At 72.8% G+C, this 23,008-nt stretch carries 16 protein-coding genes and 1 tRNA gene; 11 read left to right on the top strand and 6 right to left on the bottom strand.

What is annotated here, in order from left to right:
• Positions 1–5: 5 nt before the first annotated feature.
• Positions 6–2,705, bottom strand: a complete 2,700-nt coding sequence (locus tag MXD60_RS12520) for a HelD family protein (protein WP_248819207.1) — start codon at positions 2,703–2,705, stop codon at positions 6–8.
• Between the two features lie 321 nt (positions 2,706–3,026).
• Here MXD60_RS12520 and MXD60_RS12515 point away from each other — a divergent pair, with 321 nt between their 5' ends.
• Together MXD60_RS12515 and MXD60_RS12510 are read left to right on the top strand one after the other, a co-directional pair.
• The gene (locus MXD60_RS12515) at positions 3,027–5,075 is read left to right on the top strand and encodes an ABC transporter ATP-binding protein (RefSeq protein ID WP_248819206.1); all 2,049 of its coding nucleotides are present in this window, start codon (positions 3,027–3,029) and stop codon (positions 5,073–5,075) included.
• 285 nt (positions 5,076–5,360) lie between these two features.
• Positions 5,361–6,461 (top strand): cytochrome P450, encoded by a 1,101-nt coding sequence (locus MXD60_RS12510; RefSeq protein ID WP_248819205.1) that lies wholly within the window; start codon positions 5,361–5,363, stop codon positions 6,459–6,461.
• A gap of 4 nt (positions 6,462–6,465) precedes the next feature.
• Here the strand turns inward: MXD60_RS12510 and MXD60_RS12505 are convergent, their stop codons facing one another.
• Positions 6,466–7,341, bottom strand: coding sequence for a hypothetical protein (locus MXD60_RS12505; RefSeq protein WP_248819204.1), 876 nt, complete (start codon positions 7,339–7,341; stop codon positions 6,466–6,468).
• Between the two features lie 639 nt (positions 7,342–7,980).
• Here MXD60_RS12505 and MXD60_RS12500 point away from each other — a divergent pair.
• The 3 genes from MXD60_RS12500 (at position 7,981) to MXD60_RS12490 (ending at position 10,844) form a co-directional block, all read left to right on the top strand.
• Entirely contained in the window at positions 7,981–8,226 is a 246-nt protein-coding gene (locus MXD60_RS12500; RefSeq protein ID WP_248819203.1) for a hypothetical protein, read from the top strand.
• 1,460 nt (positions 8,227–9,686) lie between these two features.
• Positions 9,687–9,929 carry a hypothetical protein gene (locus MXD60_RS12495; protein ID WP_248819202.1) on the top strand — a complete coding sequence of 81 codons (243 nt, stop codon included), beginning with the start codon at positions 9,687–9,689 and terminating at the stop codon, positions 9,927–9,929.
• A 273-nt stretch (positions 9,930–10,202) separates the two neighbouring features.
• A complete protein-coding gene (locus MXD60_RS12490) occupies positions 10,203–10,844 on the top strand; it encodes a TetR/AcrR family transcriptional regulator (RefSeq protein WP_248819201.1) in 642 nt (213 codons plus the stop codon).
• Between the two features lie 25 nt (positions 10,845–10,869).
• On the opposite strand, the gene MXD60_RS12485 is transcribed toward MXD60_RS12490, so the two are convergent.
• Complete coding sequence (locus MXD60_RS12485; RefSeq protein WP_248819200.1) at positions 10,870–11,316, bottom strand: hypothetical protein; 447 nt, start codon at positions 11,314–11,316, stop codon at positions 10,870–10,872.
• Positions 11,317–11,572: 256 nt separating this feature from the next.
• Here MXD60_RS12485 and MXD60_RS12480 point away from each other — a divergent pair, with 256 nt between their 5' ends.
• The 3 genes from MXD60_RS12480 (at position 11,573) to MXD60_RS12470 (ending at position 15,439) form a co-directional block, all read left to right on the top strand.
• On the top strand, positions 11,573–12,970 hold the full coding sequence (locus tag MXD60_RS12480) for a lamin tail domain-containing protein (protein WP_248819199.1): 1,398 nt from the start codon (positions 11,573–11,575) through the stop codon (positions 12,968–12,970).
• 99 nt (positions 12,971–13,069) lie between these two features.
• Entirely contained in the window at positions 13,070–13,387 is a 318-nt protein-coding gene (locus MXD60_RS12475) for an SMP-30/gluconolactonase/LRE family protein (protein WP_248819198.1), read from the top strand.
• A gap of 294 nt (positions 13,388–13,681) precedes the next feature.
• Positions 13,682–15,439, top strand: a complete 1,758-nt coding sequence (locus tag MXD60_RS12470; RefSeq protein WP_248819197.1) for an amino acid permease — start codon at positions 13,682–13,684, stop codon at positions 15,437–15,439.
• A gap of 12 nt (positions 15,440–15,451) precedes the next feature.
• Here the strand turns inward: MXD60_RS12470 and MXD60_RS12465 are convergent, their stop codons facing one another.
• The 3 genes from MXD60_RS12465 to MXD60_RS12455 all read right to left on the bottom strand — a co-directional run bounded on the left by MXD60_RS12465 (position 15,452) and on the right by MXD60_RS12455 (position 18,828).
• On the bottom strand, positions 15,452–18,064 hold the full coding sequence (locus MXD60_RS12465) for a toll/interleukin-1 receptor domain-containing protein (protein WP_248819196.1): 2,613 nt from the start codon (positions 18,062–18,064) through the stop codon (positions 15,452–15,454).
• 53 nt (positions 18,065–18,117) lie between these two features.
• Entirely contained in the window at positions 18,118–18,519 is a 402-nt protein-coding gene (locus MXD60_RS30315; RefSeq protein ID WP_248819195.1) for a hypothetical protein, read from the bottom strand.
• Positions 18,520–18,755: 236 nt separating this feature from the next.
• A tRNA-Leu gene (locus tag MXD60_RS12455) sits at positions 18,756–18,828 on the bottom strand.
• Between the two features lie 199 nt (positions 18,829–19,027).
• Between MXD60_RS12455 and MXD60_RS12450 the strand changes: the two genes are divergently transcribed.
• The 3 genes from MXD60_RS12450 to MXD60_RS12440 all read left to right on the top strand — a co-directional run bounded on the left by MXD60_RS12450 (position 19,028) and on the right by MXD60_RS12440 (position 22,869).
• The gene (locus MXD60_RS12450; protein WP_248819194.1) at positions 19,028–19,627 is read left to right on the top strand and encodes an ANTAR domain-containing response regulator; all 600 of its coding nucleotides are present in this window, start codon (positions 19,028–19,030) and stop codon (positions 19,625–19,627) included.
• 316 nt (positions 19,628–19,943) lie between these two features.
• A complete protein-coding gene (locus MXD60_RS12445) occupies positions 19,944–21,500 on the top strand; it encodes a branched-chain amino acid ABC transporter substrate-binding protein (RefSeq protein ID WP_248819193.1) in 1,557 nt (518 codons plus the stop codon).
• 196 nt (positions 21,501–21,696) lie between these two features.
• Positions 21,697–22,869 (top strand): branched-chain amino acid ABC transporter substrate-binding protein, encoded by a 1,173-nt coding sequence (locus tag MXD60_RS12440; RefSeq protein WP_248819192.1) that lies wholly within the window; start codon positions 21,697–21,699, stop codon positions 22,867–22,869.
• The last annotated feature ends 139 nt before the right edge of the window (positions 22,870–23,008 follow it).

Genomic DNA, 23,008 nt, shown 5'->3' with positions numbered 1-23,008 from the left:
TTTGTTTACAGCCCCCGGGGCCGGCCCGCCGGGGGGGCGGGGCCGGCGCGGGCCGGCACCGCCGCCTGTGCGCCGACCGGGGCCAGCCGGGCGAGCACCGGTGGCACCTCGCCGGTGTGCAGGACGCCGAGGGACCGCGTCGCCCGGGTCAGCGCCACGTAGAGGTCGTGCGCGCCGCGGGGGGACTCGGCGAGGACCGCGTCCGGGTCGGCGATGAGGACCGAGTCGAACTCCAGGCCCTTGGCCTCCCGGACCCCGAGCACCACCACCGGTGCGGTCAGCCCCGCCGCCGCGCCGCTCTCCGCCGCCGGCACGGCCGCCCGCACCGCCGCGGTCAGTTCGGCGAGCCGGCCGACCGGCACGAGCACCGCGAGCCGCCCCGCCCCGGCGGCGCCGTCGGAGTCGCCCGGGTCGGTGACGGCCAGCCGGGCCAGCTCCGCGAGCACGGCCCGGGCCAGCCGCGAGCCGAGCTCCGGCGCGGGCACCCGCAGCCGCCACGGCAGCTCGCCGACCGTGCGCACCGACCGGGGCGGCTGCTGCGGCGGGCGCAGCGTGGCCAGCACGTCGGCGGCCACCGCCATGATTTCCGCCGGGGTGCGGTAGTTGACCGTGAGGGTCTCCCGCCGGGCCGGCGCGCCGGCGGCGGGGAAGGGGGCGAGGATCCGGTCCCAGGAGGTCGTCCCGGCCGGGTCGCCGGTCTGCGCGACGTCACCGACGATCGTCATCGACCGGGTGGGGCAGCGGCGCATGACCATCCGCCAGGCCATCTCGGAGAGTTCCTGCGCCTCGTCGACGACGACGTGCCCGAACGTCCACGTCCGGTCGGCGAGCGCCCGCTGGGCGATGGTGCGCGGGTCGACGTCCTCGTGACGGTCCGCGAGCCGGCTCGCGTCGATCAGGTCGGTCGCCATCATGATCTCCGGATCGTCCTCGACGTCCCGGGAGATGATGTCGAGCACCCCCTGGGCGTAGGCGACGCGGGCGATGCGTTCGCGCAGGGCGGCGGCCCGGGCGGCCTGGTCGTCGTCTCCGAGCAGTTCCGCGGCCTCGTCGAGCAGCGGGATGTCGGCGGCGGTCCACCCACCCGCCGGGCGCGGTCGCGGCGCCGCGCCGGCACCGTCCGGACCCTGGCCGACGGCCGGGTCGGCGTCCGGGTCGGCGGCCGCGGCCGCGCCGCTCGCGCCGGAAAGTTCGTTCCCGCCCGCCGGGTGGGCCCCGCTCGCCGCGTCGGTGATGGCCCGCAGCTCGCGCAGCAGGTCGTCGTCGGGGTCCGGGTCGTCCTCGGCGAGGGGCCGCAGCAGCAGGCGGCGTTCGGCCGCGGTCAGCCCCGGCGCCGCCGAGGCGAGCGTGCCCGGGTCGGCGTAGAGCTCGGCGACGAGCTGGTCGGGGCTCAGCACCGGCCACAGGTCGTCGAGCGCCGCCCGCACCGCCGGGTCGGCGCGCAGCTCCCGGCGAAGCTGGGCGAGGTCCTCGTCGTCGAGCAGGCTGGACCCGCCGGAACCGGCCGGGGCCAGCAGGTCCAGCGCCTCCGGATCGGCCTCGAGCACCTGGGCGGTGATCGTCTCGGCGGCGTAGCCGTCGGCGATCTGGCGAGCCAACGCGTCGATCACAGCCCGGACGAAGATGGCGCGCGCGTCGTTGTGCAGCTCGCCGGACTCCCGGGCGAGCTCCCGGGCGCGGGCGCAGGTGCCGTGCTCCAGCAGGAGCAGGCGCTCCTCGGTGTGGATCTCCAGCGTGCCGCCGCGGGGGAGGCGCTGCCGGTCGCGCACGGCGGCGGCGATCACGGCGGCCATCGCCGAGCGCCCCTTGAGCTCGGCCACCGCCGGCTCCTCCGCCCGACGCGCCGTCACCCCGGGGTAGAGAGTGTCGACCGTCGCGCTGACCACGCTGGTCTCGCCGAGCGAGGGCAGCACGTTCTCGATGTAGCGCAGGAACGCGCGGTGCGGGCCGACGACGAGCACGCCGCTGCGGGCCAGCCGGTCGCGGTGGGTGTAGAGCAGGTAGGCGGCCCGGTGCAGGGCGACGGCGGTCTTGCCGGTGCCGGGGCCACCCTGGACGACGAGGATCCCGCGGTGGCCGGACCGGATGATCCGGTCCTGCTCGGTCTGGATCGTCGCGACGATGTCGCTCATCCGCCCGGTTCGGGCGGCGTTGAGAGTGGCGAACAGCGCCGGCTCGCCGATCAGCTCGACCGGACCACCGCCGGGGGTGGCCTGATCGGGTGACGCGTCCGCCGGTTCGCGGCCGGCCCGCGCCCGCGCCGGCCCGACCACGTCGAAGACGTCGTCCTCCAGCCCGGTCACGGCCCGGTTGCGGGTCACGATGTGCCGGCGCCGGCGCAGACCGAGGCGCATCGCCCCGGTCGCCGCGTAGAACGGCCGGGCGGCGGGGGTGCGCCAGTCGATCAGCAGGGGTTCGTAGTCGGCTTCCTCGTCGAAGATGCCCATCCGGCCGATGTAGCGCCGTTCGCCGTCGTCGAAGTCCAGCCGGCCGAAGCACAGGCCATGCTCCGCGGCCCGGATCCGGGCCAGCGTGGCGGCGCAGTCGGCACTGGCCACCTCCCGCTCGAAGCGGGCCCGCGGCAGGCTCTCCGACTGCCGCAGAATCCCGCGCAGCCGATCCGCGGCCCGACCGCGCAGACCATCGAGACGGCCGTAGAGAGCGGAGACGTACGCCTGCTCGGAACCAATGTCCTCTGTTGACAAACCGGCCACATCCCTGCTATTGTCACGCCGCTTTCAATGTCGTGTGTTCATTCCTTCCGGGAAGTCTAGCGGGCCCGGAAGTCGAGCCGGCACGGCAAGGCTGCCCGGCCCGACAGGGCCCTCAGCAGGGCGGCGGCGCCCGAGCGGCCAACGACGAGCGAAAGCCGGAAATGCGCGGGCGAGCCTGTTCACCCGGAATTCCGGGCCGCGTCCAGGAAGAATGCCGACGGTCGGCCGCGCGACCGGCAACGCCGCGAAAACCCGGTCCGGTGACGAACGCCGCCCGCGGGCAGCGCCGAATGCCGGCGAAAGCGGAGGTCAATGCGAACGGATTCGGTCAGCCTCGGCACCGTGGAGAACGAGACCGCACCAGGCAGCTCGATCCCCGGCCCGCGACCGGCCCCGGCGGGGCCACCCGACCCCCCGACCGCGGCGTCCCCGCAGGCATCCGGCGCCGGCCCTGCCGGCGGCGACGCGCTGCTCACCTACGGTCGGGAGGAGGACGACCCGACGCGCCCCTGGACCCGCCACGACCGCACGATGGCCGAGACCGGCGCGCGGACGATGGCGCGGCGCCTGCCGGGGCTGCTGCGCCTGGCCTGGTCGCTGGCCTGGGCCGCCGACCGCACCGGCCTGATCATCATGACCGTGCTGCGGGTCGCCGCCGGGGTCGTCGAGGCGGTCGGCCTGCTCGCCGTCGCCGGCGCCCTCACCGAGGTGCTGCGCGACGGCCCGACCCCGCAGCGGCTGCGCGCCGCGCTGCCCGCCCTCGTGCTCGTCGCCGCCGCCGGCACGCTGCGCAGCGGCCTGGGCGCCGCCCAGAACCTGGTGCGGACCAGGCTCGGCCCACGGGTGGACCGGGTCTGCATCGTGCGGCTGCTCGAACTCGCCAGCCGCACCTCGGTGATGGCCTTCGACGACCCTGGCTTCGTCGACGACCTCGACGCCGCGGAGCGGGGCGCGGCGAGCGGACGCCAGCTCGTCGACAACGCCGTCGACATGTTGACCTGCGCGGTGCAGATCGCCGCCGCGGGCGGTGTGCTCGGCGTGCTGCACCCGGTGCTGCTACCGCTGCTCGTCCTGTCGATCGTGCCCGACGGGTGGGCGTCGATGCGCGCCGCCCGGCTCGCCCACACCTCCTGGCTCGCCCAGATCCGCCAGGTCCGGCGCCAGTACATGCTGCGCTGGCACCTGACCGCCCGCGACTGCGCGGCGGAGATCCGCTCGTTCGGCCTCGGGCCGTTCCTCGTCGACGAGTACACCGCGCTCGCCCGGGACCAGGAGGCCGAGCAGATCCGGGTCGGCCGCGGCCAGGCGAGGTACCGGCTGACCGGCGAGGCGGTGTCGGGGCTCGCGCTCGGCGTCGTCTACGGCACGCTCGTCATGCTGCTCGACGCCGGCGTCATGCCGCTGGCCGCCGCCGGCACCGCCGTGCTGGCGATCCGCACCGGCCGCGGCGCCCTGACGACCGCGCTGACCACGCTCAACACCGCGTACGAGAACTTCCTCTACTTCGGCGAGTACCGCGCGTGGATGGCCCGGGCCAACGGGCTGGTGCCGCCCGCCCCGGCGCGCTCGGCGCCGCTCTCGCCGAGCGTGGTCCGGGTCGAGGACGTCCGGTACACCTACCCGCGCACCGACACCCCGGCCCTGCGCGGCGTCACCGTCGAGCTGCGTCGCGGCGAGGTCGTCGCCCTCGTCGGCGTCAACGGCAGCGGCAAGTCCACCCTCGCCAAGATCATCGCCGGGCTGTACGAGCCGGACGACGGCACGGTCAGCTGGGACGGCGTCGACCTCACCACCGTCGACCCGGACAGCGTCCGGGACCGCGTCGCGGTCATCCCGCAGGACTACACGCAGTGGCCGATGTCCGCCCGGATGAACATCGCCGTCGGCCGGGTCGACCGACTCGCCGCCGACGGCCCCGACAGCGTCCTGGCGGCCGCGCGGGCCACGGGCGCCGACGAGGTGATCGCCGCCCTGCCGCACGGCTACGACACGTCCCTGGCCCGGCAGTACAACTCCGGCCACGACCTGTCCGGCGGCCAGTGGCAGCGGATCGCCTGCGCCCGGGCGGTCTACCGGGAGGCGCCGCTGATCGTCGCCGACGAGCCCTCCGCCGCCCTCGACGCCCGCGCCGAGCAGAGCCTGTTCGCCCTGATCCGCGAGCTCGGCCGCGAACGCACGGTGCTGCTCATCACCCACCGCCTCGCCAGCGTCCGCACGGCTGACCGCATCTACGTCCTCGACGCCGGGACCGTCGTCGACCAGGGCGACCATCACGACCTGATGTCGCGGCCCGGCCTGTACCGCGAACTGTTCACCCTCCAGGCCAGCCAGTACGTCGACACCGACCAGGCCACCCCGTAGACAGCTGAGGCGGGTGAACGGTCAGACCCCGCGTCGTTCGCTGGCCCAGCGTTTCGCGATGTCCTCGGCCCCCACCTCCCCGTATCCAGCGCGCTTCCATCGGTGGCCGCCTACCGACTCTTGTGGATGTCGGGAGTGCCGATCCGCAGCCAGCGCACATGGGGGCCGTCGCGGGCCACTCGTCGCGTCGGACTTGACCGCATCCCGCGGCCTGACCCGGTCCGCCGGCCGGCAGTCCACCACCAACGCTGACCCGTCCGCACTCCGGACGAAAAAGTCGGGCACGTGTCTGTAGGCATCGCCGGCCGGAGCGACCCAGGACAGGCGAGTCCTGGCCAGGTCCTGGGGAACACCGCCGGTTTCGGCAGCGCCGCTGGCGGCTTCCTGACCGCGGATCCCGACGTGCGCGGACCGCACGGCGAACGGCTCGACGAACTGCGCGTCGGCAACCTGCTCGTCCTCGACCCGCCCGAGCACACCCGGCTGCGGCGGATGCTCACCCCCGAGTTCACCGGCAAGCGGCTCAGCCGGCTGGAGGGACGTATCACCGAGATCGTCGAGCAGGCCCTCGACGACGTCGAACGTGCCGGGCGGCCCGTCGGCCTGATCCGACTGTTCGCCCTGCCGGTGCCGTCGATGGTGATCTGTGAGCTGCTGGGCGTGCCCTACGCGGACCGCGACCAGTTCCACGCCCGTACCGCCCGCCAGATCGACACCTCGCTGCCCGTGGCCGAGCGGCTGAGCGTGCTGCGCGAGAACCGGGAGTACATGGGCCATCTGGTGGCCCGCGCCCGGTCCGCGCCGGGCGAGGACACCCTCGGCATGCTCGTGCGCGACCACGGCGACGAGCTGAGCACCGCCGAGCTCATCGGCCTCGCCAACCTGCTGCTGATCGCCGGGCATGAGACCACCGCGAACATGCTCGCGCTCGGCACGCTCGCGCTGCTGGCGCACCCCGAGCAGCTCGCCGCGGTGCGCGACGATCCGGCGCGGACCGTCCCGGCCGTCGAGGAGCTGCTGCGGTGGCTGTCGGTCGTGCACGCCGCCGTGCCGCGCACCGTCCGCGCCGACGCGATGGTCGGCGACCGGCCGGTGGCGGCGGGCGGACAGCTCGTGCTCTCGCTGACCGCTGCGAACCGGGACCCGGCGTTCGTCGACGACCCCGACCGGCTCGACATCACCCGCGGCGCCGTGGGGCACGTCGCGTTCGGTTTTGGCCGCCACCACTGCCTCGGCGCCCCGCTGGCCCGTCTCGAACTGCGCATCGGCCTGCCCGCGCTGCTGCGCCGGCTGCCCGGGCTCGCCCTCGCCGTCCCCGCCGACCAGCTCGAGTTCCGCCCGCAGGCGGTCGTCTACGGCCTGCGGGAGCTGCCGGTCACCTGGTAGGACGTCAGCCCGTGCAGGAGCTGTCCGGATGGCCGAAGCCAGGCTGCGCCAGGTCGAAGTCGACAGTGGCCTCGCCGCGCACGTCGAATCGATCCAGCACGCACTGGCGACGGGTCGCCGTGTCGACGACGGTGATCCGCTGCGACCCGGCGTAAAGCGGAGTGGTCGCCCAGCTCGGGGTGCCGGTGCCCGCGTACACGGCGAAGGAGGAGATGGGATAGCCGCTCGACGAACGCGCCGACCCGCCGAACACGGTCATCGACACTCTGCCCGGCGCGGGCGGGCGGCCGCCGACCGTGAGCCTGCCACCGAGGCGGGCGGTGCCCGGGTCGGCCAGCGTCCGCAGCGGGATCCGGCCGACGTCCGCCGAGTAGGTCCAGCCGTTGGCGTGCCGGGTGAACTGGTCGACGTAGAAGCGGGCGTGGACGAACGCGGCGTCGCGGCCCTGCTCCGGGTAGAACTCGAACGACAGGCCCGCGGCCCGCGCCCCCCAGCCGGTGTTCACCGTCCCGCCGCGGACCAGGTCCGGCTGCGTGTTGCCGACGAAATAGCCGTGCGGAAAGACAAGTCCGCCGCCGGCCGGAAAGCGCGTGAATGTGGCATAACTGCCCCGCTCCTGGCACGCGTTGACAAAGGTGTCGCCGCTGCGGGACGTCCGGTCGTAGTGCTGACAGGGCAGGTAGGGCCGGGTGGTGGAGCCGAGGACGAGGTCGACGCCGACCGCGCCGCCGACCGGGACCGGCCCGCCACCGCTGCCGACGTATCCCTCGAAGGGCACGGCCACACCGTTTCCCCGGCCCGGGGCGGCCGGATAGCCGACCGTGTCCGCGGCCCGCGCCGTCCCCGGCAGGGCCAGCGCGGCGACCGCGATGACCGTCACCGCCGTCGCCGATCTCGCCAGCGCGGTGGCAGCGGCGTGGCGGGGCCTCCGTTGGCGCGCTCGTGGCGGTGATCCCCCCGTCGTCCGCTCACTCCTGTTCCAACGCACAGTCATGCCCGGTCCCCGTTCCCCCGACTGGTGCGGCCCGGGTCGGCCGCAACACCAGACAACACAACAGAATGCGGCCACGGCTGCGTGTTTCCACTACGGACACCGGATGGTTTTCTCCTCCTGGTCTGGCACTGGAGGGCGATGGCTCGGGGGTCGATGGCGATGGCTCGGGACCCGGTGACGCCGGGGGGGCGGGGCGGGGGCGCCGCGGCGCGGGGGTCCGGGGCGTCTGGATGGCCCATGTGTCGGGCGTCGCAGTGGCGGTCGCCGGCCCGGATCGCGTGACCGAACGGCGGGAATGTGACGGGCGTAACGCGTTTCTGGGTTCTCGGAGCTGCATGGCTGTGACGGCCGTTACCGAAACCGCGTTTCTGTGAGCGCCATCTCGTGGGCCAGCTCATATTCCCCGGCGAATCCGGTGTAGGTGCAGTCCAGATCACGTCGTGGATCCGCATAGTTGCGTCTCTTTTGGCGCACAATGAACTACGAAGCACAGTGGTTCTCGAAGTACACACAAAGGAGACCAAGATGCGCACTCAGATTGTTGCCGGCACCTCGCTCCTGACCTCGTTCGCCGCCTACCGCGCCTACCGGGCCCAGCGTCGTGAGGTCACCTCGCTGCTGAGCGACCCCGACCTCTCGCCGGCCGCCCGCCACGAGATCCACACCGTCCTCATCCAGCAGCAGGACGACCTGGCCGCCTCGACTCTCGCTTCCATCCGGCAGCGTCGGTCGACCGACCAGCGCGTCCCGGCGACCGCTGGCGCCCGCTGAGTCAGCCTCCCCCAGGTCGGTGACCTGGGGCGCCTCCCGACAAGGAGGCGCGGCCGGTGGAACTCGGTCACCAGCCGGCGCTCGGCGCCGCCACCGTGATCCCTCCCCGGCACCTGTTTCCACCCTCTCCGGAGGCGTACGGCCACCCCGCCTGGCAGACGCGGCGGCGCACGGCAACGCCTCCGGGGGACGCGGCAGCCGCGCCCTCGTCAGAGGCCGCGCGCGGACCACCTCGCCGTCAACGCCGCCATATTTCTCCGGTGACGCTTTCCCGGACGTGACGCCACTACCGCGGGAATGTTTCTCCGGTCACATTGTTTCCGGTCCCGACGCCCAGCGGCTCGGTCGACCACCGCGGATTCGGAGCGCGACGCCCAGGTTCGCTCACCGGATATCCCATGGGTGAGGTCCGGAACGCGCCGCGGGTCATAACGCGGCTCGCGGGACCGGTGCCGTGATCGCGTCGAGTTCCGCCTCCGCGAGCCCGCGGCGCCAGCGCCGTGATAGCTCGATAAGTACCGCGGGATACTCTTTCCGGGCGACCCGCCGGGGTCGCGGAACGCGCTCGCGCCGCCCGCCCGCCCGCCCGCGGGCTCCCGCCCGCCCGCCCGCGGGCTCCCGCCCGCCCGCCGCCGCGCTCCCTCCGGCCGCCGCCGCTCGCTGTGCCCTCGGCCCGCCGGTCTCCGCCGCCCGCGGGCCCTCGCCGGTTGTTGTGCTCACCGCCGGCCCCGCCGGTGTCGTGTCCGGTGTCGGCCGGAGGTCGCGACCGGCCGCGTTCGCCCGGTCGCAGGGCTGGGCCGGATGTCGTTCGACGAACTCATGCAGCGCGGCCGTTATTGTTCGCCCCACGTCTCCGTAAGCGGTCGATTTCGTCAGCGGCGACCGTGGCCGGCCTCCGAAGGCTGGCGGTCAACGGGAACGGGAATGGGCTCTCCGTATTCGATATATATCCAGGGTGTCGGGCGCCCGACGGCTAAAGCGGAGTTCGCGTTGCGTCGGTCGGGGAAGATGTGGGGTGGCTCATATCGTTTAACGAATAGGTCTCCACGGTCCGGATGGTGTCGACGGGTACGCCGATGTTTCCGTTGGTGTGCGGGCGGACGTGGCTTCCGGTTTGGGGCGGTGGTCCCACCTGACCGCCATCCCGGCCGCCGCATATGGTCTCTGACCTGCGTGAACTCTGTTCCCGACGAGCTACGCGCAGGCCCGGGAGTGGTGGTTGTGGGCGAACGATGTGTGACGCGGGTGCAATGCGTGTATGGCGGCCACATGTCTTACGGCGAGATCTTTGGCGAATTGTGATCGGGCCTACTGTGAATCAGTTCATATAGCTCAACGAAATCGGGGACTGCAGTCCACGTCACATCGGAAATGGGCTCCAGAGTGCCGGTCGGTGTGCACAATGGAGTCGGGGGATGACAGTGGCCCGTCTTCCCCGCTATTTACCCGAGGAGTTTCCCATGCGCGTACAGAATTCCCTCGTGCCGTCGCTGCGGGAGAAGTTCGCCTCCCACCGTGCGGAGCAGGCGCGGCGCCGTGAGCTCGCCGCGCTGTTCGGCGACCCCGATCTCCCGCCGTCGGCCCGCCGGGAGATCGCGTCGATCCTCATCGTGCACGAGAACGCCCGGACCGGCCCGATCGCCGTTCCCGCCCAGCGGCGGCGCACTCCCGCCGGAACTCCCGCCGGCGCCACCGCCCGCTGACGGACCCGATGGCCCTGACCTGACGCCGGGCGGCGCGGCAGCGGCCCGTCGTCCGAGGTCGCGACTGTCCGGCCAGGCACAGGGCGGCCCCACGTCGAATCCCCACCCGCGTCCCGGCCGGGAGCGAATCTCCGTGGCCTGGCGCGGTGCACCCCGCACGGCTCTGCCTTCCGCGCCGCGCCACGCCGCTGGCGTCCGCCGTCTCCTGAGAATGGCGCTCCCGGGGACGGGCCCCTTCCGTCGGTACATTCGAACCGGCAGAAGGGGGCGCGGTTGCGTAGCCATGGCTGGTCGGGGCGCCCACCGGCGAGCGACACCGAGGCCGTCCACCGGATCCTGGCGGCGGCGCGCGTCTGCATCGACCGGGCCGGCGCCGGCGCCGGTATCAGTGACGTCGCGCGCGAACTGGGCGTCACCCGCCAGACGGTGTACCGGTACTTTCCGTCCGCCGGTCATCTGTTCGCCGCCGCGGCGACCGACGCCGCCGGTGGCTTCCTCGACCGCATCGAGCGGTACCTGGCGGAGCATCCCGGCGCGCCCGCCGAGGTCGCGGTCGAAGGCGTCGCCTACCTGATCGAGCAGATGCCGGCCGAACCCTACGTCGGGCTGCTGCTGTCCGCCGGGCGTTGCACGTTCGCGCAGGGACTCACCGCCCCGGCGGCGCTCACGCTCGGGCGGGACTTCATCCGCCGGTTCCCCGTCGACTGGGCGCGGGCCGGTTTCAGCCCCGAGGACCTCGACGAACTCGTCGAGCAGCTGCTGCGGACCGCGCAGTCGTTCGTCCTCGACCCGGGTGCGCCGCCGCGCACCGGCGCCGAGCTGCGCCGCTACCTCACCCGCTGGCTCGCTCCGTCGATCGCCGCGCAGGCCTCGGCCCCCGGCGGCGCCGTCAGGGCCGGGCGCGGGCAGGGTTGACGCGCGCGCCCGCGGCGGCCGGAACTCACCGTCCGCCGAGGGCGCGGACGACCCGGCCGCGGTGGCCCGCCCACCGTTGGCCGGTCTCCGACCGACCAGTACCCCGCCCGCGAGCGGTGGCCGCGCCGACCGCCGTCGCCGCGGCGAGACCGGCGCAGCCCAGGGTGTAGGCGAGGCTGCCGGTGGGCGTCCCCTCGGGTGTCACCCCGTCCTCGGCCACGCGGCGCCCGGGCAGGGCACCGCGCCACAGCAGGCCGAACACCGCCAGGTACACGCCGCCGAACCCCACGCCGTACCACTCCGAGTCGCCCGCGGCGGACGGCCCCGCGGCCCGCCAGCCCCAGGCCAGGGCCGGTGCAGCGACCGCGCCGGTCATCGCGATGAGGCCGGACGGCACCGCCCGTTGCGCGCCCCTGCGCTCGGAGCCGAGCAGCGAGGAGGGCAGCCCGGCCGCGGCGATCAGCGCCGGCACGCCGGCTCCACGCCGGGCCGCTGGGGCGCGTACCCGCTGCGGCTCTGCCGTGCGATGACCATGCAGATGTCCATATATGTATGGTCAAGGTCTGGGTCGATGATCAACTCGTTCGATCTCACGATTGGTTGATCGTTCACGTGGCACTAATGTCACGGATGGTGCCCGTTCCGTCTGGCTCGACAGAGTCCTTGCGTCCTGTCACATCGATCCAAGGACGGAATCAATGATCGCTTTAGGTGACCGGTGGCGGCGCATGAGCGCCCGCCTCGCCCTCGCCGCCGTCGCCGGGTCGGCACTGGTCGTCGCCGTGCCGGGCGCGCCCGCGGCCCAGGCGGCCCCCGCCGACGACATCCGGATCAACGAGGTCGTCACCACCGGCAGCGTCAACGACTCGATCGAGCTCTACAACAAGGGCACCTCGACCGTCGACGTCTCCGGCTGGATCCTGCGGGACGAGAACACCAGCCCGACGTACACGATCGCCGCCGGAACCACGCTGGCACCCGGCGGGTTCCGCGCCTTCGACGTGCACAACGCCTTCGGTCTCGGCGCCGCCGACAAGGCGCGCCTCTACCTGGCGGACGGCACGACCCTCGTCGACACCTTCACCTGGACGGCCCACTCGAACCCGTCCTGGTCGCGCTGCCCCGACGGCACCGGCACCTTCGGTCAGGCCGCGACGCTGACCCTCGGCGGTGCGAACAACTGCCCCGTCGGCGCCGGCGGCCTGTCGGCGACGACCTGGCCGGGCGCGAGCTCCGTGACGACCGCGGACACCGCGAGCGCGCTCGGCTCCGACGTCAGCGGCCTCTACCAGGAGGGAAGCGTGCTATGGGCGGCGCAGAACTCCGGCAAGCTGTGGCGCCTGGTCCCCAACGGGGCGACCGCCTGGAAGGCGGACACCGCCAACGGCTGGTCGGCCGGCAAGACGCTGCGCTTCCCCGGCGGCTCCGGCACCCCTGACGACGAGGGCGTCACTGTCACCGGCGCCGGCTCCACCGGCGGCGTGTACGTCGCGAGCGAGCGCAACGGCGACGTCTCCGGCACCAGCCGGCTGTCCGTCCTGCGCTACGACGTCAGCGGCACCGCCACCACGCTGACCGCGACGACGGAGTGGAACCTCACCGCCGACCTGCCGCCCGTCGGCTCGAACCTCGGCCTGGAGGCCATCACCTGGATCCCCGACGCGACCCTGACCGGCGCCGGGTTCCTCGACGCCTCGACCGGCGCGGCCTACGACCCGAACCACTACGGCGCGCACAGCGGCGGCGTGTTCCTCGTCGGCGTCGAGGGCACCGGCATGGCCTACGCCTACGTTCTCCAGGATTCCGGCGCCTTCACCCGCATCGCGTCCATAGGCACGGGCCTCGCCGGCGTGATGGAACTGCAGTGGGAGCCGCAGGCGTCGCGCCTGTGGGTCGTCTGCGATGACACCTGCTCCGGTCAGCACCGGACGATGCAGGTCAACGCCTCGGGCGTCTTCGCCGTCACGGCGATCTACAACCGTCCGAGCGGCATGTCCAACTACAACAACGAGGGCTTCTCCGTCGCCCCCGCCGGCGAGTGCACCGCCGGCTCCAAGCCCGTCTACTGGGCGGATGACAGCAACGACAACAGCCACGCCCTGCGCCGCGGCACCATCACCTGCTGACCGCGCGCCGAACCGGCAGAAGCCGGGGCTGACAACGCCCGACCATTCGATTGTTGGCATCCGTCCTCGTACCCGATGTTTTCTCGGACACGAGGACGGATGCCCGGTGTCCGGCGGCCGACAACGTGGGCCGGCCTCGGCGTCGTCTGGAAGGTGCGCCGTACCGGCGGCGTCCCCGTGGTCTGGGCCCGCGGCGCCGAGCTGGCCCGCGTCAACCTGTTCGGCACCAACGGCATCACCGTCCACGGCCGCTACGTCTGGGTCAGCAACACCGACACGGGCACGATCGTGAAAATCCCCGTCGGCCCCGACGGCTCGGCCGGACCGATCCAGACGGTGGCGTCAGGGATCGCCGGCGGTCTGGACAACTTCACCGTCTTCGGCCGCCTCCTCGCCCACCTCGACCGCCGTCCCTGAAACCGGGTGCCTGGGGTGGCGCTTGTCAGACCATCCAGGAGAGCTCGTCGGCGGCTCTCGCCGACGTTCGGTGGGGTGTTCGATCATCGTGTGGATGACGCCGCCGAGAGCGTTGTCCCGGCCGAATTTCGTTCGGTTCACCAAATGGCCGGTCAGCCGCGACTGCCACTGCTGGCCACGGTGACGGGAAGCTTCCCGAAAACCCGTCGACACCCCAACCGGAACGCCTTCCGGTTGGTCTGAGCGCCGGCCGTGGGATAGATTGGCCGCCGTTCGTGGGGGCGGGGGCGGTCGATGGCGTTCGAGCAGGCGCGGCGCGGCGGCAAACGGGTCGACGTGCCGGGGGAGCGGTGGCTGCGGTCCTTCGGTCTTTTCGGCCTGGCCGCGGGCGGTGTGATCGGTTCGGGTTGGTTTCTGACCCCCGCCGGCGCCTATGCGAGTGCCGGCTCCGCCGGGCGCGTGCTGTTGTCCTGGGCCGTGGGCGGACTGGCGATGCTCCTGATTGCCACCGTGATGGTCGAGCTGGGTACGGCCGCACCGAGAACCGGTGGGCTGATCTTCCTGCCGTATCAGAGCAGCGGTCCGTTCGTCACGCTGGTCGTCGCGACGAGTCTGTGGATCTACTATGTCGTCAATCTGGCGAGCGAGGCCACCGCGGCGACCGTCGCGCTCGCTCCGGACCTGTCGGCGTGGCTGGGCGTGGGCGTTCTACAGTGCACCGACGGTCGGAGCCTCAACTGGTCGGGAATGGGCGTGGCCATCGCCATCATGGTGGCAGTCTCCGTCGCGGTGGCGCTGGTCCCCGCGCGCCGCTTCATCAACGCCATGGCGTGGATCACGGTGGTCAAGATCGCCGGCATTGTGTTTGTCGGCGTGGCGTTGCTGGTGATATTCCAGCGCCACGGTTTCGACGTCTCACGACATGTGGCCGGCACTCCCGCGCGATGCGATGACGCGCATCCCGGCAGGCTCGGATGGCTCAGTACCTTCCTGAGCGGAGCCGGTGAACCCAACGAGCACGGCTGGTTCGCCACCCTGGTCGGCGGCAGCGTGGTCTACGCCTATCTGGGCTTCCAGGGTCCGCTGGACTACGCGGGCGACATCAGGACGGACGGGATCGGGGAGAAGGCCCGCATCCGGCGCACCGTCATCGGCGCCGTTCTGCTCTCCGTACTGATCTACCTCCTGCTTCAGGTCGCCTACAACTGGTATGTCGGGGCGATGACCCGCGACACCGGTGCGAGGCCGCTGGACTTTCTGGACATCGCCGGTCTCACGACGGCCGGCTATCTGCGCGACGTACTCGAGGTGACGCTGAGAATCGTGACCGTGGTGGCGCCGCTGGGCGCGGGCCTCGTCTACGCCTATGTGCTGCCCAGCGAGATCGCCGAGCTGAGCAAGCTACCGCGCCCGCTCACCTATCGCCGGCTCGGCACCGCCGTCGTGCGCAGGAGGAACGGCGACAACATCTACTGGCTGGTCCTCGTCGTCAACGTCGTCGTCGGGGCGGTGCTGCTGCTGCTCGCGCAGGGATACTGGTCCGGTCTGTCCTGGACGAGCGGCGTCCTCGGCCTGTTTCTCTATGCGTTTCCGGCGGTGGCGCTGATGTCGCTGGCGCACGTGCTGGACCGGGACGAGCCGAACGGAACGCGGCCGGCACGGCGAACCGCCTGGTGGCGTTTCCGGCGTGAGCTCCTGCCCCGGGTGAGCTTCGCCGTGGCATCGCTCATGCTGTTCGAGGCCGGATTCGACATCCTGTGGCGGGCCGTCACCCTGCTCGGTGGGGGCGTGGTGCTGGTGGGCGCCCCTATGCTCCGCGGGCGCTGGCGTGCGGCGCGTCCCCTCGTCAACGCGGACGGCTGCGCCGCCTGGGCGGCGGGCGGTCTGGCCGGGTACATTGGTGGGCTGCTGCTGCTGGCATGGTGGCACCGGCAGGGTACCGATGGGGTGTCCCTGGCCGTGACCGTCGTGGTCTGGTCGGCGATCTGCGGCCAGTCGATGACCCGTCATTCCAGGGCCTACAACGAGGTCGTGCCACCCCTGCTGTCGTGACCGGACGGGCCGTCAGGGCTGATCCGGGCGGCCCTCGACGCAGGCCGCCTCCCGATCCAGCCCGCCCGCCCGCAGCTCGACGGCGACCCGCCGGCGCGGGTCCGACCCCAGCCAGCCACGTACCGTCCTCGTCAGCAGCGCGCACCGGAGCAGGGGATCCACGCCGCAGTCCCGGAGCCCCTCGACGACGGTCCGCACGTCGACGGCGGTGACATGCTGGCTGCTGCGGAGATAGTGCGCGAGCATCTGCTCCCCGAATCCGCGCAGCGTCCGGTCGGGTGACGCGTACAGCGGTGCGGCGATCGCGGCGACGGTCTCGGCATGGACGCCGGGTGGCGTGGCGAAGTCCGTCAGCTCGATCCCGACGGCCTCGGCGGCCATCCTTTCGCCGCCCTGCCGCAGCTGCCGTAGCTGGCCGAGGTAGACCTCCACCGGATCGATGGACCGGCTCTGGACGGCGCTGGCGACGACAGCCCTGGCGAAGCGGCGATGGCCGTCGCGGGGGCGCGGGAGCCGGCCCAGAATAGTCCCGAGATCCTCGGCCGAGCGACCCTCGGGGTACTCGCCCGCGGTGGTCCACAACAGGTCCCGGGCGTCTTTCGGCAGCAGGTCCGAAAGCGCCACGAGGTCGTCGATGGGACGAGGGCCGGACGCGCGTCCGGCCCCGGCGGCGACCTCCGCGATCAGCGTGCGGACCGTTCCCTTGAGACGCGGATCCGTTGTCCACTGGGCAACGATGTCGAGCAGGCCGGCGGCGTTGTCGCGGGCGGCGGCGTACCGGCGGATGTCCGCGCACCTCGCCGGATGGGAGGTGGCGAGCCGCCCGCAGATCGACACGACGTACGGGCACCGCAGATGGCATCCGACGATTTCCGTCAGCGCGTCCGCGTCCTCGTCGACGTTCGCGATCAGGTATGCGACGACCTTCGCCGTGTCGTCCACCTGCGTCTCCAGCATGATCAGGCCGCTGACCCAGGCCGGCAGGATCCGCTCGCGCGGGCTCAGCCGGCCCAACGCCCGCAGGAGGTGGCGCACCTCGTCGGGGCTGGTGCCCAGCGGACGGCTCGCCTCGCGGTCGATCGCGCGGGCCAGGGCGCCGTGGAGGAGCTCGGTGGCCTGGTCGGCGCACCGGCCGCCGGCACCCCGCAGGGAGTGGTAGAGCTGGGCCGTCTCGATGTTGTATGTCCTGGCGAAGTCCCGCGCGGCGAACTCCCGCAGGGCGTCGTCGGCGAGGGCGTGCAGGCCCCGTTCGCGGCATGTGCGCAGGAAGGCGTCGACGTCGCCGGCGGCCCGGCGGCGGGCGAAGTCCCGCAGCGGTCCGTGGGCGGAGTGGGCGAGGGCGTCGTCCGGGCCCGCGGACCCGCCGCCCCACTGGCTGGCGAGCAGCTCGGCGACCTCGGCGGGCTCGCGGCACAGGGCGGCGGTCAGCAGGATGTGGTCGCGATCCTGCGCGTCGAAGGCGCCCGGCGCGGCGACGAGGTCCGCTACGGGGCGGCTGGTGGCAAAGGTGAGCAGGGCCCGCAGCGCGCCGTGCGGGTCGGCTGCCCGGTTGGTGCCGATCCACGCGGCGACGTCGCCGACCGGTCGCGCCAGGACCCAGGTGTCGGCGTCGGCTGCCGCGGGCGGCGCGGTGCGGCGTTCGGGCGGGCGCCGCGCGGCCTGGAGCGACTGGAGGCTGTGCTCGACGGCGTGCTCCAGCCCGCCAAGCGGGGAACTGTCCGGCGAGGGTGCGGCGGAGCGCCCCAGGTAGGCCCGACGGACCGCCCGGACGAGGCAGGCGACGATCTCCTGGTCGTTGCTGCCCGCGTTGGCGACGGCGTGGATGGCGGTCTGGACGATCGTGCGCACCTGCTGCTGGAAATGCGGCGTGGCCCGGCTCGCCGCCCCGGACCGGGGCGTCATCGCGGGGCGGGGCGATTCCGGCAGGTGCCCGGGCGGCTGTCCGAGGCCGGCCAGGGCGAGCCGACGCAGGGCGCGGACGTCGTCCTCCTCGAGCCAGGCCAGGTCGCGCACGGCGTCGACCAGCTCCTGCACGAGCTCGGCGAGGCCGAGATCGGAGCTGCTCACCGCCGCGGTCGTCCGGCCGATCACCGCGCGAAGATGGTCCTCGTCCGCGGGCTCCGGCGGCCTGGGCCGCTTCAGCGCCTCACTGATCACCCGGGCGAGGTCGTTCAGCGCCCGCATCGTCCGCTCCGCGGTCGGCGGGGCGAAGCGGAGGTCCCGCCAGTCCGCGTCCTGGAGGGTCAGCAGCTCGGCGCGGAAGCTCTCGGCGGGGCCGCTCAGCTCCCCGCTGTTCTGCCAGCGGATGGGAATGACGAGGCCGCCCCGTTTGACCGACACGTGCCGCATGAACTGCTGCGTTTCCCGGGTGCACTCGTCGCTGGCGAAGAAGGACGGCGTGAGGATCGGCAGCAGCACGGCCACGGTCTCGAGCGTCTCGTCGATGCACTGCTTCCACAGCTGGCCGGTACGAAGATCGAGGTCCTGGAATATCTCCGCCGGGTAGCCCATCTCCCGGGTCACCGCGCCTTCGAGCGCCTTCCGGAATGCCGTGACCGGCTGGCCGATGCTCTCGTCGTCGTCCAGGTGGGCATAGCTCAGAAACCCGATGACCCGCGATTCCACTGTGCGCCCCCCGTGCGTATGCCTGCGGTCACCATCCTGCCAGCCGTGGTCAATCAGTTCATCAACGCGCGGCAGTTCGCCCACGCGCGGCGACCAGTGTGGCGGGCGATCCTCAACCGTTGACGGCGTCTGCGATCCGCCCGGGCGGACCGGGTGGTGGTGAGGTGGGTGGTGTCGATGACCCCGGCGGCGTCGTGCAGCCAGGTGCGGGCTGCGTCGGCGTAGGACTCGAGGTGGCGGACTGGCCCAGGATGCGCCCGCGCAGGGTGTCCTGGTCGGCGGAACCCGTCGACCTGATCGGGACAAGATCTTGTAGGAACTACTGAGAACGTCTCGATGACGACGAGATCTGCGAGCGACTCGGCGCCGACCCGGTCAGCTATCACCACCAGCACCGAACTCGACGCGCCCGATGCCGCGACCACTCCCGCCGGCACCACGAACGGACACGACACCAGGCGCCTGCTCGGAGACACCCTGCCCGCAGCGCCGCCTCGCCCTGCATGACGCCCCTCATGCCCCTGACGCCCCGCAACGGACCCTCTACGACGTCACCCACCCGGCCATCAGGCAGGGAACCCTCAACCGCCGTGGAGCCGCTCGCTCGCGGGGTTTCGTGGGGCTCGGCCCCCGGTGAAATCGAGGCTCCGGCGCAGCCGCCACCAAGCGGCAAGCATGCGAAGCCAACACGTACCCCGGGTGGGATTCGAACCCACACTGTCGGTGGTTTGAGCACCGTCTCTCTGCCGTTGGAGTACCGGGGCCTGCGGGTGGGTCGTGGTAGCGAGGCGTAGCCGGGCCTGCGGGCCGCGGTGATCGATCCGGGCCGGAACGTCTCGCTGAAGACTCTATCCGGGTAGGGTGCGTTTCGACCTCCCGCCCTCCCGCCTACGGGCTGGACGTTGACCGACCGCTCGCCCTGCCACACTGATGCCACACCGCCGAGACCGGGAGTACGACTCGATGAGCCAGCCCTCCTCGAACCCGCGCCGGGTTCTCATCGCCGAGGACGAAGCGCTGATCCGGCTCGACCTTCGGGAGATGCTCCAGGAGGAGGGCTACGAGGTCGTCGGCGAGGCGGGTGACGGGGAGATGGCCGTCAGTCTCGCCGGCAAGCTGCGGCCGGACCTGTGCATCCTCGACGTGAAGATGCCGCGGATGGATGGCATCGAGGCCGGCGCGAAGATCGCCAAGGACCGGATCGCCCCGGTGGTCATCCTGACCGCGTTCAGCCAGCGCGAGCTCGTCGAGCGGGCGCGTGAGGCCGGCGCGATGGCCTACGTGGTCAAGCCCTTCCAGAAGAAGGACCTGCTGCCGACGATCGAGATGGCGATGAGCCGTTTCACCGAGATCGTCAGCCTCGAGGCCGAGGTCGAGGACCTGCAGGGTCGCCTGGAGGCGCGGAAGATCATCGAGCGGGCGAAGGGCGTGCTGCAGACCGAGCACGGCATGACCGAGCCGGACGCGTTCCGCTGGATCCAGCGCACCTCGATGAACCAGCGCCGCACGATGCGCGCGGTCGCCGAGGCCGTGCTGTCGGGTGAGGCCCTGCCGCGGTCGTGATGTCCCCGTCGGCCCCGTTCCCGGCAGCGAACCTGTCGGGGGTCGGGTGAACGATCCATCCCCGCCAGGCTCGGCAGCGTCGCCGGACCCCGGGAACGTCCCGCCCGAGTCCGCCAGCCCGCAGGCTCAGGACGCGGCGCGGGACGCCGATGTCGTGGAGCCCGAACCCGGGAGTGCCGCGCCGGGCCCCGTCGAACCGTCGCTGACTCCGGCGCAGGCTCCGTCGGAGACGCTGGGATCCTTGTCGGCATCGGCATCGGCATCGGCATCGGCGCCGCCGTCGGTGTCCGCACGGGCGGCCGCGGGATTTCGACGGGTGCGGGCGGCGCTCGTCGCGGTGAGCGGCCGGATCGCGCGGTGGGCGCGGGCGCGGTGGCGCAGCCGGCGCGGACGGGTGCTGCTGGCGGCGGTCGTGGTGCTCGCTCTGGGCGTGCCCTCGGCGTTCGGGTTCGTCCTCGCCACCGTGCTCGGCGGCGACGGTGGGGACGGCTCCCCGGCGACCCGCACCGCCACGATCGGCGTGCTGGCGCCGCTGTCGGGTGAGCTCTCCGCGGACGGGACGAGCGTGCGCAACGCGGTCGCGCTCGCGGTCGACGAGGCCAACGACGACGGTGCCATTCCGGGCTGGCGCCTCGAGCTGTCCAGTCGGGATGACCGCTCGCGGCCCGACGGGGGAGCCCAGGCCGCGGACGCGTTCGCGGCCAACGACCGCCTCATCGGCGTGGTCGGGCCGGTGAGTTCGCTGGTCGCGCGGGTCGCGGTGCCGACGCTGTCAGCGGCGGGCATCCCGGTCGTCGCGCCGTCCACCGCCGATCCGACACTGACCGGCGTCGGTACCGGCAGCACCGGCACAGCCGCGGGCGGGCAGGCGCGGACTCGCCCGTACCCGACCTTCTTCCGGCTGAGCGGTACGGACGAGCTGCAGGCGCAGGTGGCCGCCGAGTACGCGGTGACCACGCTGGGTCGCCGGCGCATCGCCGTCGTCGATGGCGAACCCCGCTACGGAACCACGTTGGGCGACCGGTTCGCCGCGCACGCCACCGCCCTGGGCGCCTCGGTCACCGCCGTGTATCCCACCTACGCGGACACCGACGTCGACGACGTCGCCGCGTCGCTGGAGCAGGAAGCTCCCGACCTCGTCTACGTCACCGCCGGAGCTGACTTCGCCGGCAGGCTGCGGGCCCGACTGGCCGAGGCCGAAACGTCCATCCAGGTGCTCGGAACGGATGCGTTGCTGCGCCCTCACTACACCGCCACGGCCAAGACCGCCGCGGACGGCGACCTCATCACGAGCCTGCTGGTCCCGCCGACCAGGTTGCCGGCCGCCGGCGCGTTCGTCGCCACCTACTCGCAGCGTTACGGCGGGCCCGCCGACGACCAGGGCGGCACGACGCCCAGCGGCGCCAGTGACGGGGATTCGGCCGGTTCGGCGGATCAGGGCACGGAGGACGGGGCGGCCGGCGACACGTCGTCCGCAGCGGCGCCGGCCGCCGCACCGACGGCCGGGCGGGCACCGGGGCGACCGGCCGCCGCCGACCCGCCGGACGCCGCTTCGGCGCGGCAGCGACAGGTCGCCCACGACGCGGCCATGGAACTCGCGCAGCGGCGCGCCGCGGCCATTCCGGCGGTCGCCGCGTACGCCTACGACGCCGCCCGGGCGATCATCCGGGCGGCCGCCGCCGTGCTGCCGCGGCGCACCGCCGTCGACCCGGCGGCGCGGCGCGGCATCGTCACCGCGATCGGCCGGGGCACGTTCGCCGGTGTCAGCGGCACGGTGTCCTTCGACCGCTGGGGCGACATCGAGGGTCCCCGAGTGGTGCTCTACACCGTGCTCGGCGGCCGGTTCGTGGCGATGACGACCCGAACCTCCTGACCGACGCTCCACGTCTGGTCACAAGAGGCCGCGACACGCTCACTCACCGCCCTCCGGGCTCCGCTTGGCGCGCATAGATTTCGTGACATCAGGTCGTTGATCGACTACTTGAAGTTCGCAACGGCGATGTTGACGATCTCCGGCGTCGCGGACGCCGGCACCGGCGGCGCAGCGGGATGCCGCGGAAGGGCGTGCCATGAGCGTTCCTGGACGGCGCTGGGGGGTGCTCGGCGCGGCGGGCGTGCTGGTGGTGGCCGCCGCCCTCGGCGGCTGCGACGGGTCGCGGTCCGACGGCGGGAAGAAGGAGTTCGTCATCGGCTTCCAGGGCCCGCTGTCCGGGAGCAACCGGCAGTTGGGCATCAACGCCTACGACGGCCTGCTGACCGCCGTCGACATGGCCAACCGCCGGCCGGACCTGCCGTTCCGGCTGCGGATCGTCGCCTCCGACGACCAGGGGATGGCGGCTCAGGGCCCGGCCGCGGCCCAGAAACTCATCGACAATCCGAACGTGGTCGCCGTCGTCGGCCCGGTGTTCTCCGGGCCGGCGATGTCGAGCGAGCGGCTCTACAGCCGGGCCGGTCTGCTGTCCGTCAGTCCGTCCGCGACCAGTCCCGCGCTCGCCGAGCAGGGCTTCACCACCTTCTACCGGGTGATGGCGTCCGACGGCATCCAGGGTGCCGCCGCCGCCGAGTACCTCGCCAAGGGTCTGAAAGCCACCTCGGTGTACTCGGTGGACGACGGTAGTGAGTACGGCAGGGGCCTGTCCGAGGCGCTGGAGGGGGCGTTGAAGGCGCGCGGGGTCACCACGGTGCACAACGAGATCATCGAGACCGGGAGCTTCGGGTCCGCGGCCGGTAAGATCGCCGCCGTGGCGCCCGACGCGATCTACTACTCCGGTTACTACGCGGAGCTGGCCCAGCTCGCCGGGGCGCTGCGCAGCAAGGGCTACACGGGGAAGATCATCAGCGGCGACGGCTCGAACGACGACCAGCTCATCGCGCTGGCGGGCACCGGCAACGCCGAGGGCATCCTGCTGACCTGCCCCTGCGGTGATCCCAACCATGACCGGTCCGCGGCCGCCTTCGTCGCCGAGTTCCGCGCGGTGAACAGCGGCACCCGGCCCGGGACCTACTCCGCCGAGGCCTACGACGCCACGAACGCGGTCATCGCGGTCCTGCGGAGGGTCGGTACGGGAGCGGGCCGGGACTCGGTGGCCGGTGCCTTCGGTGGCGTGGACCTGCCCGGTGTCACCAAGCGGATCATCTTCGCCCGCGACGGGGACGTCCGGGGCGCGACGGTCTACCTGTACGAGGTGCGGCACGGACAGCGGGTCGTGCTCGGCCCGGTCGACTCACTCGTCCGGCCCTGAGGGCGGGGCGAGGCTGGGCTGGGCGCTGTTGGCCGGGCGGACCCGGCCGGGGCCGGGGGGGGCCCGCGGGGGGGGGGCCCCCCCCCCCCCCCGGGCCCCCCCCCGGGGCCGGGGGCGGGGGTGGGGATGGCCGCGCCCC

This window comes from Frankia sp. AgB32, assembly GCF_023243045.1.
Lineage (GTDB): Bacteria > Actinomycetota > Actinomycetes > Frankiales > Frankiaceae > Frankia.
Note: the sequence above shows the minus strand (reverse complement) of the source record. Positions and strands in the feature narration are given on the sequence as shown.